Here is a 16,206-nt window from a genome sequence, read left to right as displayed (position 1 = left end):
CAGGAAACTCCCTTCATATGCGGATTTAAAACTCATTTTTCAAATAATAACAAATTGAAACATAGATCACACTGAGCCTTACTGAACAATTACCTATTAAATATTACTTACAAAAACCTGACGTAGATCTCACCAACCCATAAAATAGAGTATAAACACTAAAAAACCACCTATACCCCTTAAATATCAACAGGTTAAATTTAATTAAAACACAAAAAACAAAAACACACTCAATTCATCTGGTCTGAACAGATCGTGGCGGCCTTTAGGAGCATTGTATCGGTTACGTACCTCGGGTAGCCTGCTCAACCATTAAACAAATTCACATGTTTTTATTGCGGATATCTGCTTTAACAAAAGCAGTACTTTGGACAGGATTTTAATGGACACTACCCTCACATTCGAATGCCTCTCCCGCGCATGAAACACGTTCTCAATTTCCGTAAGTCAACGCACTTTGAAGGCCTAACTTCTATCTGGTTGCTGCCACTCAGCAACCTGAATTTTCAGCTGCGCTTCCCTAAATCTGCTTCAGATTTTCTTCCTATAGCTTTAAAAGCGCAGCATCAAAACACGACATCACTTTCTGTGATTTCTAGTGGAGACTCATAATGAGCCAACCCGAAAAAAATACACCGGAATCAGTCGACGACACTCGACTTAATAAACGTCTTAAAGACATGCCTATTGCTATCGTTGGTATGGCAAGCATGTTTGCGAACTCTCGTTACTTAAACAAGTTCTGGGATTTGATCAGTGAAAAGATCGATGCCATTACCGAAGTACCTGATACGCACTGGCGTCCAGAAGATTACTACGATTCAGATCGTACTGCGCCAGACAAGTCTTACTGCAAGCGTGGTGGTTTCATCCCTGAAGTAGACTTCAATCCTATGGAGTTCGGCCTTCCGCCAAATATCCTAGAACTGACTGATACCTCACAGCTACTTTCTCTGATCGTGGCAAAGGAAGTACTCGAAGACGCCAAGCTGCCTGAAGGCTACGATCGCGACAAGATCGGTATTACGTTGGGTGTGGGTGGTGGTCAGAAGATTGCTCAAAGCCTGAATGCTCGTCTTCAATACCCTGTTTTGAAAAAAGTCTTCAAGAGCAGTGGCATCAACGACGAAGACAGCGAAATGCTGATCAAAAAGTTCCAAGACCAATACATCCACTGGGAAGAAAACTCATTCCCTGGTTCATTGGGTAACGTAATTTCAGGTCGTATTGCTAACCGCTTTGACCTTGGTGGCATCAACTGTGTGGTAGATGCTGCGTGTGCAGGTTCTCTAGCCGCAATGCGCATGGCACTGAGCGAGCTGGTTGAAGGCCGCAGCGAAATGATGATCACAGGTGGTGTGTGTACTGATAACTCGCCAACCATGTACATGAGTTTCTCTAAAACACCTGCATTTACCACCAATGAAACCATTCAACCTTTCGACATCGACTCAAAAGGCATGATGATTGGTGAAGGCATCGGTATGGTTGCTCTGAAGCGCTTAGAAGATGCAGAACGCGATGGCGACAGAATCTACTCAGTGATTAAAGGTGTCGGTTCTTCTTCGGATGGTAAATTCAAGAGTATTTACGCACCTCGCCCTGAAGGACAAGCAAAAGCACTGAAACGTGCTTACGACGATGCTGGTTTCGCACCGCACACGCTTGGCCTATTAGAAGCGCACGGTACAGGTACAGCAGCGGGTGATGTTGCTGAATTTGGAGGCTTAAACTCGGTATTCAGTGAGAACAATGAAGAGAAGCAACACATTGCGTTAGGCTCTGTGAAATCTCAAATTGGTCACACCAAATCAACCGCGGGTACTGCAGGTTTAATCAAAGCTGCATTAGCACTGCACCACAAAGTACTGCCGCCAACGATCAACGTATCGGCTCCGAATCCTAAACTGGATATCGAGAACTCGCCGTTCTACCTAAACACACAAACGCGTCCTTGGATGAAACGTGTCGACGGCACACCACGCCGTGCAGGTATCAGCTCATTCGGTTTTGGTGGCACTAACTTCCACGTTGTATTGGAAGAGTACACACCAGAGCACGCTCGCGGTGACAAATACCGTCAGCGCCAAGTGCCGCAAACGCTGTTATTCAGCGCAGAATCTCGTCAAGCACTGATCAATGAGCTCAAGCAGGTTTCAACTCAAGCTGCAGACGCTGCGTTCAAACTGGAAGCGCTTGCTGAACAACACGCTCTACGCGAAGTTGATGCTAAGCATGCTCGTATTGGTTTAGTTGTCACTGACCAAGCAGACCTTCAAGCGCAACTGACTCAAGCGGTTTCTATGCTTGAGAGCCAAACCAAAACACATTGGCAGATGCCAAACGGTACTAGCTACCGTGAATCAGCACTGATTGCTGAAAACGGTGCTGGTAAAGTGGCTGCATTATTTGCAGGTCAAGGTTCGCAATACCTAAACATGGGTCGCGAGCTTGCTTGTCATTACCCTGAGATGCGTCAACAGCTTGCTCAAGCGGATCAGGTATTTGGTCAACACAAGAAAACGGCTCTGTCGCAAATTCTGTTCCCAATTCCAACCTTCACACCAGAAGCAACCAAAGCTCAAGAAGCGGTGCTAACCAACACGGCCAATGCGCAAAGTGCGATTGGTACTGTGTCTATGGGTCAGTTCGACATCATGACTCAAGCTGGCTTCAAAGCCGACATGGTCGCAGGCCACAGCTTTGGTGAGCTAAGCGCACTATGTGCATCGGGTGTTATCTCGCAAGACGATTACTACCAGCTAGCTTTCGCTCGTGGCGATGCGATGGCGGCGACACCAGAACAAGGCGACAGCGGTACTATGTTTGCAGTCATCCTAGACGCAGACAAGCTTCCAGCCGTTGAAAGCTGCATCAGCCAATTCGAAGGTGTGAGCATTGCCAACTACAACGCTCCGACTCAATTGGTTATTGCAGGTCCAACGGCGACGGTTCAACAAGCAGCACAAGCGCTAACTGAACAAGGCTTCAAAGCGATTGCTCTGCCTGTGTCTGGTGCTTTCCACACACCGCTTGTTGCTCACGCTCAAAAACCATTTGCTGCTGCAATTGATAAAGCTTCATTCAGCGCTCCAACGCTACCGCTTTACTCAAACGCAACGGGCAAACTGCACAGCAAAGACGCGAAAGCGATCAAGAAAGCGTTCAAGCAACACATGCTGCAATCGGTTCGTTTCAGCGAGCAAATTGAAGCAATGTATGAAGCCGGTGCGCGTGTATTCGTTGAGTTCGGTCCTAAGAACATTCTTCAAAAGCTGGTTGAGAAAACATTGGCTGATAAGAACGAAGAGCTTTACGCAATCAGTATCAACCCAAGCCCTAAAGGCGACAGTGACCAACAGCTTCGTTTAGCTGCGGTTCAACTGTGCGTGGCAGGTGTTTCATTAGACAACATTGACCCTTACCAAGCTGACATTGCTGAACCTGCAAAGGCATCACCAATGAACATCAAGCTGAATGCAACCAACTACATCAGCCCTGCTACTCGTAAGAAAATGGATCAATCATTGGCTTCGGGCAACGTCACCGAAAAGACTGAGATTGTTGAAGTGAAAGTTGAAGTCGAGAAAATCGTGGAAAAAGAAGTGATTAAAACAGAAATTGTTGAAGTACCTGTGGCTGCTCCTCAAGCTTCAAATGTACAACAGTCAGTTGCTCCAGCACCAAGTGCACAAGTCGTAACAGCAGCTCAACAGCCACAAGTGGTTCAAACAGCCCCGGCGACTAGTCAACCAACAGCTCAAGTAGCGGTTGATGAATCTTCACTGCAGTCGTTCTTCAATGCTCAACAACAAGCAGCTGAAGTACATCAGCAATTCTTGGCAATTCCTCAGCAATACGGTGACACGTTCAACACCCTAATGTCTGAGCAAGCGAAAATGGCAACAGCAGGCGTAGCAATTCCTGGGAACCTACAGCGTTCTATGGAGATGTTCCACCAGCACCAAGCTGAAACGCTAAAAGCTCACGCTCGTTACCTAGAAATGCAAGCGCACAGCAACAACTCAGCACTTAATATGCTGACGCAAGGTTCAGTACAAACGGCACAACCAACCTTCGTTGCGCCAGCAAATGCTCAACCAACGATTCAAGATCCAGCTCCAGCTCCAGCTACTCCAACTACTACTCCAGCAGCTATCGTTCAACAGCCTCTAGCTCAAGTACAAGCGACTGCTGTACAAGCCGCGCCAGTTCAAGCTCAGTCTGTTCAAGTTACGCCAGTACAGAAAGCAGCTCCTGCACCACAAGTAGCGGCTCAAGCGGCAGCGCCTGTTGCTGCTCAACCTGTGCCAGTTAAAGCGCAACCGGCTCCTGTAGCTGCACCAGTAGCAGTACAATCAGCCGATGCTGAAAAAGTGATGCTAGAAGTGGTCGCTGAGAAAACGGGTTACCCAACGGAGATGCTTGATCTAGAAATGGACATGGAAGCAGACCTTGGTATCGACTCGATCAAGCGCGTAGAGATCCTTGGTACCGTTCAAGACGAAATGCCAAACCTACCTGAGCTGAACCCTGAAGATTTAGCTGAGTGTCGTACTCTTGGTGAAATCGTCGAGTACATGAACAGTAAAAGCATGAACAGCAAGATGCCAGCATCAGCGCCTGTGGCAGCACAGCCAAGCGCAACTGCTACTGTTCAAGCCGCTAACGGTCTTGATGCGAAAGTCGTTCAACAAACCATGCTAGAAGTGGTTGCTGAGAAGACAGGTTACCCAACGGAAATGCTTGATCTAGAAATGGATATGGAAGCAGACCTTGGTATCGACTCAATCAAACGTGTTGAGATTCTTGGTACGGTTCAAGATGAACTGCCTACTCTTCCAGAGCTAAATCCTGAAGACTTAGCAGAGTGTCGTACTCTTGGCGAAATCGTTGCTTACATGAACAGCAAGCTTCCAGCTTCTGCTCCCGTGTCTTCACAAGCAGCAGTAGTTGCTCCAGCAACAGCTAGCAATGGCCTAGATGCAGCTGTCGTTCAGAAAACCATGTTAGAAGTAGTCGCAGAGAAGACGGGCTACCCGACTGAAATGCTAGACCTTGCAATGGACATGGAAGCTGACCTTGGTATCGACTCAATCAAGCGTGTTGAAATTCTAGGTACGGTTCAAGACGAACTACCGACTCTTCCAGAGCTAAACCCTGAAGACTTGGCTGAATGTCGCACTCTAGGCGAAATCGTAGCCTACATGAACAGCAAGCTTCCGGCTTCTGCTCCAGCAGCAGCTCAAGTATCTGCACCAGCGCAAGCAGTCTCAAACGGTTTAAACGCCGAGCAAGTTCAAGGCACAATGCTGAGCGTAGTAGCGGATAAAACTGGCTACCCAACAGAAATGCTAGACCTAGCAATGGATATGGAAGCTGACCTTGGCATCGACTCAATCAAACGTGTTGAGATCCTAGGTACAGTTCAAGACCAGCTACCAACATTGCCAGAGCTAAACCCTGAAGATCTAGCTGAGTGTCGTACGCTTGGTGAAATCGTTACTTACATGCAAAGCAAGCTATCCGCTGCTGCACCTGTAGCGACTGCTAAAGCTGAATCAGTAACGCCTATCGCAGAAACAGCGACAGCGGAACTTCCTCCACACAATGAGGTGGCGCTAAAAAAGCTACCAGCGGCAGATAAACTCGTCGATTGTTTCTCAAAAGACGCTTGTGTCGTGATCACAGATGATGGTCACAACGCCGGTGTTCTAGCAGAAAAGTTGACCGCTAACGGCATTCAAGTTGCTGTAGTGCGTAGTGCTCTTTCTGCCGCGTCACCTTTAAACAGTGAAATCGCAAGCTACACACTCAACAGCGTCGATGATGCGGGTGTGACTGCGGTTATTAACGACATCGAAGCAGACCTTAAAACGTCGAACAAAGTGATTGCTGGCTTCATTCATTTACAAGCTATCGTTGATACGAAACAAAGCAACGAGCAAGCGGTTAACTTGAATGCAGACTCAAGAGCTTCACTAACCACAGCGTTCTTATTCGCCAAGCACCTAAATGGTCAGCTGAATGCCGTTTCTGGTCGTAGCGTGTTCTTCACACTGAGCCGTATTGATGGTGGCTTTGGTTACCTAGATACTAAGCAATTAGCGAATGCAGAACTTAACCAAGCGGCTCTATCTGGTCTAACTAAGACACTGAGCCATGAATGGTCAAACGTGTTCTGCCGCGCATTGGATGCTGACGCTTCGATTGATGCTCGTCACCTAGCTGAAGCAATCACAGGCGAACTATTCGATATCGATACCAACACGGTTGAAATCGGCCTTAGCCATGCGGAAAACAGTGAATCTGGTCGTGCAACATTAATTGCGGCAACACCAGGTACTGCACAAACCAAAAACACAGGCGCTCAACTCACCAAGAGCGACAAAGTTCTCGTAACTGGTGGCGCTAAAGGCGTGACGTTTGAATGTGCACTGACGCTTGCTAAACAATGTAAGTCTCACTTCATTCTTGCAGGTCGTAGTAAGCATATTACTTCAGCTGAGCTACCTCAGTGGGCACAAGGCAAGCAAGAGAAAGAGCTAAAACCAGCGGCTATCGCTCACCTACAAGCAACAGGTGACAAACCAACGCCGAAGAAAGTTGATTCCTTGCTAAAGCCTGTATTGAGCAGCCTTGAAATCAACGCAGCACTTGCCGCTTTCAACGAGATTGGCGCGAGCGCTGAATACCTAAGCTTAGATGTTTCGAACCATGAGTCAGTAGCGAAAACACTGGCAAATTTCGACGACATTACAGGTCTTATCCACGGCGCAGGTGTACTGGCTGACAAACACATTCAAGACAAAACGCTTGATGAACTAAACATGGTTTACGGCACGAAAGTAGGCGGATTAGAAGCCGTTCTTGGTGGTCTTGATAGCAGCAAGCTAAAACTGATTGCGATGTTCTCTTCGGCGGCGGGTTTCTACGGAAACACAGGCCAAAGCGACTACTCGATGTCTAACGAGATCCTAAACAAAGCGGCTCTACAACTATCTGCGCGCAACCCTCAAGCGAAAGTGATGAGCTTCAACTGGGGACCGTGGGACGGTGGCATGGTCAACGCAGCACTGAAACGTATGTTCACCGAGCGCGGCGTGTACGTTATTCCTCTTCAAGCAGGTGCAGAACTATTTAGTTCTCAACTGCTGAACGAAACTGGCATTCAACTGCTGGTTGGTACGAGCATGCAAGGTTCTGAGAACAAGGAAGCAGCTGTAAAAAAGCTTAATGCGGAGTCTGTGCATCTTGCAAAGAGTCCGCTGAATACAAGCATCACTGTGACACGTCATCTTGATCCAAAGGCATTGCCTTTCATTCAAGATCACTGCATTGCCGGTAACCCAGTGTTACCGACAGTGTGTGCCATCCAATGGATGCGTGAAGTGGCAGAGCAACTGTTAGGGGTGAACGTTAACGTTCACAACTACAAACTGCTGAAAGGTGTGATTTTTGATACTGATGAAGTGCAAGAGCTGAAACTGGTTCTTTCCTCTGATGCTAAATCAAAAGGTCAGCTAAAAGCAGCGATCAGTTGCCAAGGACGACCACAGTATCAAGCTCAGTTGCAAGTTGCCTCTGTGCAAGTGTCTGAAGATGTTCAACAAGCGTCGACAAAGCGCTTTGAAGCCAACACTTCAGCACCTGTAACAACGGCACAAGCTCTATACAGCGATGGCACTCTGTTTCACGGACCAAGACTGCAAGGTATTACCTCAGTTGAACGCTTTGACGACTTAGGCTTACTGGCTCAGTGCCAGTTGCCTCAGATTGAAAACAGCGACTGCGGATCATTTATTCCTAAGCAAGGTTTTGGCGATAGTCAGCCATTTGCTGAAGATTATCTGTTGCAAGCAATGCTGGTATGGGCTCGATTGAAATACGGCGCGGCAAGCCTACCGTCTGCAATCGGTGAGTTTATTTGTTACGCACCAATGCGCAATGGTGACCAAGGTTGGCTAGAGCTGAACGTGATAAAAAGCTCAGCTCGTTCTCTGCAAGCTGATATCTCGCTTTACCACCAAGATGGTCGTTTAAGTGCGGTAATGAAAGGTGCAAAAGTCACCATCAGCAAGAGCTTAAACGACGCATTTTTGCCGAAGTCTAGCTCTGCAGTATCAAAGAAAGAGGCGACTAAGAACGCAGAAAAGGAGCAATTGCCATAGTGACTGTTCCTAATAATAAAGCGATGCCATTGCGCATCGCTCTTTTAGCTCAGCCAGCAAACGCGGCTGAGCTTTCTGCCGACTTATTACCTTCGCTTCCAGAGATAGTAACGGTTGTGGTTGATGACAATTTTAATCAAGCACTTGCTCACGCCATCGAGACAGTCAATCAAGGTAATGTTGTTAAGCTTTGTTTGGATTCTCACTCACCATCATTGTTGATGCTGAGTGCGCTGAATGCTGCACAGAATAAGATTCATCCACACGCGAATTGGGCGGGCTTTGTAGATACAGCTACCGGAGATAGCATTCAGCTATCTCTGGATATGTCACGCCGCCCCGCGACAGATTTAAGCCATCAACAACAATATTCTGCACTCTCTGCTTCGCAGCAGTTTAATGAATTGTTGAATATGGTTAATGCGATATCGAGCCGTTCATTGCCGAGCTATTCATTACCTAACCATTACTGGTTCACTGAGCCGAACAAAGCACGTGTTGCTGCGTTAACTTTCAGTGACGATAGCCAAAAAGCCACCAGCCTGATATTGACTCAAGCGACCGGTTTGCAAGAACCAAAACCCTTGCTATCCAGCGAGCGTTTGATGTTTGTGGTTTCAGGCAACGAACAAGCTGAATTGGTTTCTCAGCTAGCTTCACTAAGAGCTGAGCTTAAATACGTTAGCGAATCGGCAGACCGTGAACTTGCTATCGCCAGCTTGATGCATTCAAACCTAAGCCATTTCCAAAACGTTCAACACAATGTTGATCTTGCCGCGAACATCGTGATTCAGGCAGCTTCAATTGATGCTGTATTGCAAGAGATCACAGCGGTAGAAAATGCGTTGCCAAAAGTAATGGCTGACAATAGCCAGTACAAAACGCCAGCAGGCAGTTGTTTCTCACCGATGCCTCAAAGCAAAGGTGGCGTTGCATTTGTTTACCCTGGTGTTGGCACGGTTTATCCCGGCATGTTGCGCGAGTTTCACCACCATTTCCCACAGTTATTTGCTCGTTTAGAACGCGAAGGTAACTTGAAAGAGATGCTGCAGGCTGACAAAACCTACGCTGAAGACGCGCAAGAAATGTCGCTCAGTGAGCTGGCAATTGCAGGTGTGGGCAGTAGTTATCTGTTAACACAACTGCTATGTGATGAATTCAAAGTGCAGCCAGATTTCGCTTTGGGTTACTCCAAGGGTGAAGCTTCCATGTGGGCCAGCTTAAATGTTTGGAAAAAACCACATGCGCTGATCGAGATGACTCAAACCAGTCCTATCTTCACCACGGCTATTTCTGGCGAACTCACCGCAGTGCGTCAAGATTGGCAGCTGAACGGCGACGGAAGCATCCAATGGAATAGCTTTGTGGTTCGCAGTGATGCGCAAGCGATTGAGGCTCTGTTACCAGAGTTCCCACGCGCTTATCTCGCTATCATACAAGGTGACACCTGCGTACTGGCCGGTTGTGAAAGCACCTGTCGTGCACTACTCAAAAAACTAGGTAAACGTGGCATTGCCGCGAATCGTGTTACCGCAATGCACACTACACCAGCATTGAGCCAACATAGCCAAGTGCGTGAGTTTTACACGCAACCACTGTTCGACGAATTGCCAAAGCATATCCGCTTTATCAGCGCAGCAGGTCTACCGACTGGCGCACCAATCAATATCGACAGCGACAGCATCGCCCTTTCGATTGCCGACACTTTTTGTTCGACGCTGGATTTCACCGCGTTGATCCAAAGTGCACGTCAACAAGGTGCGCGTCTGTTTGTCGAAGTAGGTGCCGATCGTCAAACCAGCACATTGATCGACAAGATCAATCGTAGCGACGACGTAGCCGACCAGTACTGCACAATCGCTTCCAATGCCAAGGGTGGTGACGATGTTGTTACGCTCATCAAGTGCATTGGTCAGCTCATTACTCATCAAATCCCACTGTCTGTCGAGCCACTTCTTCAAGGGCTAGAACAACAGATCACCGCCGCTAAGCAATTCAGTGGTGTGTCTCAAGGCAGCGCAGTGAATCATCAAGGAGAGCTAGTATGAGTTCTCAATCGAAGCCATCTCAATATCAAGCTCAAGATCAGAACAAACAGCAAGTGAAGTGCAATAAGATCGCGATTGTCGGTATTGCTAACCAATATCCTGAAGCTGATACGCCGAAAGATTTTTGGCAAAACTTGCTAAACAAAAAAGATTCTCGAACCACATTAAGCGCTGAAAAGTTAGGTGCAAAACCTGAAAGCTATCAGGGCGTGCAAGGCGAATCGGACCGCTTTTACTGTGATAAAGGCGGCTACATCGAAAATTTCAATTTCGATAGCAATGGCTACCGCTTAACAACCGAGTCATTCAACGGTGTTGACCAGAGTTTCCTTTGGGCTTTGGATACCAGTCGCAAGGCGTTAGTCGACGCCGGTATTGATCTGAATGCCGATATTTTAGAGCGTACAGGTGTGATCATGGGTGCCCTTTCGTTCCCAACTACACGTTCGAACGATCTGTTTCTGCCGATGTATCACTCGGTGGTCGAGAAAGCACTTAAAGATAAATTGGCTAATGATCAGTTTTCACTGCTACCAACTAATGAAACCGCGCAAAACCTCAACCCTATCAATGGTGCAGCTGCACACAACGCCTCTAAATTAGTGGCTGATGCATTGGGTTTAGGCAACGTACAACTGAGCCTAGACGCGGCATGTGCAAGTTCAGTATATTCATTGAAGTTAGCGTGTGATTACTTGAACACGGGCAAAGCCGACATGATGTTGGCAGGCGCGGTATCAGGTGCCGACCCATTCTTTATCAACATGGGGTTCTCCATATTCCATGCTTACCCAGATCATGGTGTCTCCGCTCCGTTTGATTGCAACAGTAAAGGTCTGTTTGCTGGCGAAGGCGCCGGTGTTTTAGTGCTAAAACGCTTAGCTGATGCAGAGCGTGATGGCGATAACATTTACGCAGTCGTCAGCGGTATTGGCTTGTCGAACGATGGCCGTGGCCAGTTCGTATTAAGCCCAAATAGCAAAGGACAAGTACAAGCCTTTGAACGCGCTTACGAGGCATCAAACCTAACACCAGACAGCATTGAAGTGATTGAGTGTCACGCAACCGGCACGCCATTAGGTGACAAGGTTGAGTTAACCTCAATGGAGCGTTTCTTTACTGACAAATTGAATGGTTCTAACCCGCCATTGATTGGCTCTGCGAAGTCCAACCTCGGTCACTTACTGACTGCTGCGGGTATGCCGGGGATCATGAAAATGATCTTTGCGATGAAAGAAGGAGTGCTTCCACCAAGTATTAACTTGGATAAGCCACTATCGTCGCCAGAAGGTTTATTTGGCTCACAGACTCTGCCAACGCAGGTACAACCTTGGCCAAGTAAAGCGGGTAACTCAGAGCACTGCGCGGGTGTTTCTGTATTTGGTTTCGGTGGTTGTAACGCTCACTTATTGCTTGAAGCGTATTCAGACACCAATCATGTAACCCAGACTTTAGAGTCGGCATCTCCAAGCCTACAACCGTCTAATTTAAGCATTACTGGTCTAGCGTCTCACTTCGGTTCTCTGCAAAGCATCAATGCGCTAAGCACTGCGATTGAGACCAACAACGATGCTTTCATTGCTTTGCCTAAGAAACGCTGGAAAGGCTTAGACCAACATCCAGAACTACTGAATCAGTTTGGTTTACGCGGCATTCCAAACGGCGCGTACATCGACCAATTCGATCTCGATTTCCTACGCTTCAAAGTGCCGCCAAATGAAGATGACCGTTTGATCTCTCAGCAGTTACTACTGATGAAAGTTGCAGACGAAGCGATCAAAGATGCCAAGCTTGTAGCAGGCCAAAAGGTTGCAGTACTCGTTGCGATGGAAACTGAGCTTGAGATGCACCAATTCCGTGGGCGCGTAAACCTGCATAGCCAACTGGCTGACAGCTTTGCCAACATGGGTATTGAGCTAACACAAGATGAATACCAATCGCTAGAAACCATCACGATGGACAGTGTGATGGACGCAGCCAAGCTGAACCAATACACCAGTTTCATCGGCAATATCATGGCTTCGCGTATCTCTTCATTGTGGGACTTTAACGGCCCTGCCTTTACGATTTCAGCCGCTGAACAGTCAGTTGCTCGTTGTATCGATGTCGCACAAAACCTCATGTCGCAAGAATCCATGGATGCTGTTGTGATTGCAGCCGTTGACCTTAGCGGCAGTGCAGAACATGTGATTCTGAAGAACAGCGTGAGCCCAGTGTCACTTGCACCAAAATTCGGACAACCGCAAGACGGCAGTTGGAATGTCGGCGAAGGCGCAGGTGCAATTGTTCTTGTGGAAGAAGGTCGAGTAGCGAGCAACCAAGAGACAGCTTACGGCAGTATCAACGTCTTAGCCTTTGGTTCAAGCGAGCGTAACAACGCCGTTACCGATGAATTACTGACTCAGGTAGGTATGAGCTCGAACGATGTTTCTCTGCTTGAGCTTAACCATGCACCTGAATCTTCATTACATCAGTCTTCGTCTCTAAGTTTCACGAACACAAAAACGACTCAAGCGAGTCAACGTGTGGGTCACTGCTCTGCAGCCTCTGGTATGGCAAGCCTGCTACACGGTCTACTCAACTTGAACCTTGAGTCTCTGAATCCAAATGTCCGCTCTAAGAACGCGATTGTTGCCAACATCAGCGAAGGCCAATGTTCGCAGCTGTTACTGAGCCAATCGAGTATTGAATCTCAATCACTTTCCGTTCGTTTAGGCAATGAACTGGCGAGCGATACTAAACGTCAATTAGTTAAGCAAGTGACTCTTGGTGGTCGCGATATCTATCAACATATTGCCGAAACCCCAGTAACCAACTTAGCAACGATTCAACAGAAAGCTTCTGGTAAACAAGCAGCAAGAGTGGCGTCGGTTCCAACGACAGCAAGCATTCAAGCAGCCCTTGCGCAAAAAGAGTTAGAGAAGAAAGCACTAGCGCAAAACGCGGCAGAGCCAGTAATCGAAGCTCCTACATCAGTATCCCCTACTCTGGCGCCAACTCGCCACAGTCAGCTAACAGGTAACCACAGCAATATGACTCATGTCTTATCCGCTAAAAATGGCGCGTCTCAAATCGACGCAGCTTCACAGCAGCTACAAAATCTAAACCAAGATCAGGTAAGCCAAAACCAAGCTTTTGCTCAAAACCAGCAAGCGGCGCAGCAAGTACACAAAGCATTCCTGCACACACGTGCCCAAGGTATGCAAATGGCTGATGCGCTATTAAAAGCACAGCTAAACGCAGTCACGTCTGGTTTAGATAGCAATGCCCTTTCTCAACAAACGAATGGTCAACAAACGCCAGCTCAGCCTGTTCAAGCTCAACCAACTCAGGTTCAGTCAACGCCAGTCAACGTACTTGCGACGCCAGCACCAGTAAAACCTATCCGTAAGCCATGTATCTGGGATTACGATGATCTGGTTGAATACGCGGAAGGTGATATTGCGAATGTATTTGGCCCTGACTACGCGATCATCGATAGCTACTCGCGCCGCGTTCGTTTACCAACCACTGACTACCTATTGGTATCTCGTGTGACTAAGCTCAACGCGACAGTCAACGAGTACAAGCCAAGCACCATGACCACCGAATACGACATCCCAGTTGATGCGCCGTATCTTGTTGATGGTCAGATCCCTTGGGCAGTGGCGGTAGAATCTGGTCAATGCGATCTAATGCTGATCAGCTACCTAGGCATTGATTTCGAAAACAAAGGCGAGCGTGTTTACCGCTTGCTTGACTGTACGCTGACCTTCCTTGGCGACTTGCCTCGTGGTGGCGATACGCTGCGTTACGATATCTCAATCAATAACTTTGCTCGCAATGGCGACACGCTGCTGTTCTTCTTCTCGTACGAGTGTTTCGTTGGCGACAAGATGATCCTGAAAATGGATAACGGCTGTGCGGGCTTCTTCACTGATGAAGAGCTAGCAGACGGCAAAGGTGTGATTCACACTGAAGATGAAATCAAGGCTCGTAAACTTGCAACTAAGCAACGCTTCGACCCTATGCTGCACTGCCCTAAAACGCAGTTTAACCACCAAGAATTACGTCATCTACTGACTGCTAACATTACAGAGTGTTTTGGCCCAACTCACCAATCCAATAGCCACCAGTCTTCTCTATGCTTCAGCTCAGAGAAGTTCATGATGATCGAAAAGGTTAGCCGTGTTGAACCGCAAGGCGGCACATGGGGACTTGGTCTGATTGAAGGTCACAAGCAGTTAGAGCCTGAGCACTGGTACTTCCCGTGTCACTTCAAAGATGACTCAGTAATGGCTGGCTCTTTGATGGCAGAAGGTTGTGGTCAACTGCTGCAATTCTTCATGATGCACCTTGGCATGCACACACTTGTTCAAAATGGTCGTTTCCAACCGCTTGAAAATGCCCCTCAACAAGTACGTTGTCGTGGCCAAGTTCTCCCGCAATCGGCAGAACTGACTTACCGCATGGAAGTGACCGAGATTGGTCTAAGCCCTCGCCCATACGCGAAAGCCAACATCGATATTTTGCTGGACGGTAAAGTGATTGTTGATTTCCAGAACTTAGGTGTGATGATCAAAGAAGATGACGAATGTACTCGTTACCTGCCTTCTTTAGAAACAGCTGTTGCGACCCCTGTTATCGAAAAATTGGGCCATACACCAGCCGTTAGTCAACAGGCTTCAGCAAATGCGCCGTTGATGGCACAAATTGAAGACCTAGAAACAGCTCCAAACAAAGGCGTGATTCCTCTTCAACACGTTGAAGCACCGGTGACTCCAGATTACCCGAACCGCACACCCGATACAGTTCCATTCACGCCATATCACATGTTCGAATTCGCAACCGGCGATATCGAGAAATGTTTCGGTCCTGATTTCTCTATCTACCGTGGCATGATTCCACCACGTACTCCGTGTGGCGACTTGCAGCTAACCACTCGTGTCGTTGAGATCGACGGTAAGCGTGGAGACTTCAAGAAGCCTTCATCGTGTATCGCAGAGTACGAAGTGCCAGAAAACGCATGGTACTTTGATGAAAACAGCCACCAGACCCTAATGCCTTACTCGGTATTGATGGAGATTTCACTGCAGCCAAACGGCTTTATCTCTGGCTACATGGGAACAACATTGGGCTTCCCAGGTGAAGAACTGTTTTTCCGTAACCTAGATGGCAGCGGCGAAATGCTACGTAACGTCGACTTGCGTGGCAAAACAATTACCAACGATTCTCGTCTACTTTCAACGGTAATGATGGGCACTAACATCGTACAGAGCTTCAGCTTCGAACTGAGTACTGACGGCGTGCCTTTCTACCAAGGTACGGCGGTATTTGGTTACTTCAAGGGCGCAGCACTGAAAGATCAACTTGGTTTGGACAACGGTAAAGTGACTCACCCTTGGCACGTTGATAACAACCGCACGCCGGATGTAAACATCAACCTACTAGACAAAACGACTCGTTACTTCAATGCACCTGTTTCTGTTACTGGTGAAGTGCAAGAGCACTACAAATTGGCTGGCGGTCGTTTGAACTTTATCGATACCGTGCAGATCACAAGCGATGGTGGTAAAGACGGCCTTGGTTACCTATACGCTGAGCGTACGATCGACCCTAGTGATTGGTTCTTCCAATTCCACTTCCATCAAGATCCAGTAATGCCAGGTTCTCTAGGTGTCGAAGCGATCATCGAACTGATGCAAACCTACGCGCTAAACAAAGATCTTGGCGCTGGCTTCCGCAATCCGAAATTTGGTCAAATCCAATCGGAAGTGAAATGGAAATACCGTGGTCAGATTAACCCTCTGAACAAACAGATGTCTCTGGATGTACACATCACTGCGATTAAAGACGAAGACGGCAAACGCATCATCGTTGGCGACGCAAACCTGAGCAAAGATGGTCTGCGTATTTACGAAGTGAAAGACATCGCGATTTGTATCGAAGAAGCCCCTGCTATCGATAAAGCTCCTGGTATCAAGAAAGCATAAGTCGCCATTAGAGAC

At 47.7% G+C, this 16,206-nt stretch carries 3 protein-coding genes; all 3 read left to right on the top strand.

The genetic code is table 11. The annotated features are described in order from the left end of the window. The first annotated feature begins 611 nt into the window (after positions 1-611). The 3 genes from WR49_RS13685 to WR49_RS13675 are packed head-to-tail and all read left to right on the top strand — an operon-like array spanning position 612 to position 16,191. Positions 612-8,171 (top strand): type I polyketide synthase, encoded by a 7,560-nt coding sequence (locus WR49_RS13685; RefSeq protein ID WP_046224391.1) that lies wholly within the window; start codon positions 612-614, stop codon positions 8,169-8,171. Further along, the gene (locus WR49_RS13680) at positions 8,171-10,219 is read left to right on the top strand and encodes a PfaB family protein (RefSeq protein ID WP_046224390.1); all 2,049 of its coding nucleotides are present in this window, start codon (positions 8,171-8,173) and stop codon (positions 10,217-10,219) included. Before WR49_RS13685 ends, WR49_RS13680 begins: the two co-directional genes overlap by 1 nt. After that, positions 10,216-16,191, top strand: coding sequence for a hotdog fold thioesterase (locus WR49_RS13675; RefSeq protein WP_046224389.1), 5,976 nt, complete (start codon positions 10,216-10,218; stop codon positions 16,189-16,191). The genes WR49_RS13680 and WR49_RS13675 overlap by 4 nt, the downstream gene beginning before the upstream one ends. The last annotated feature ends 15 nt before the right edge of the window (positions 16,192-16,206 follow it).

Source organism: Vibrio sp. ECSMB14106, assembly GCF_000972265.1.
GTDB classification, from domain to species: domain Bacteria; phylum Pseudomonadota; class Gammaproteobacteria; order Enterobacterales; family Vibrionaceae; genus Vibrio; species Vibrio kanaloae.
This window is presented reverse-complemented; position numbering and strand designations above follow the sequence as displayed.

Excerpts from the sequence above, each read along its gene's own strand:
- WR49_RS13685 (WP_046224391.1), top strand. The coding sequence starts at position 612 with ATGAGCCAACCCGAAAAAAATACACCGGAATCAGTCGACGACACTCGA.
- WR49_RS13675 (WP_046224389.1), top strand. The coding sequence starts at position 10,216 with ATGAGTTCTCAATCGAAGCCATCTCAATATCAAGCTCAAGATCAGAAC.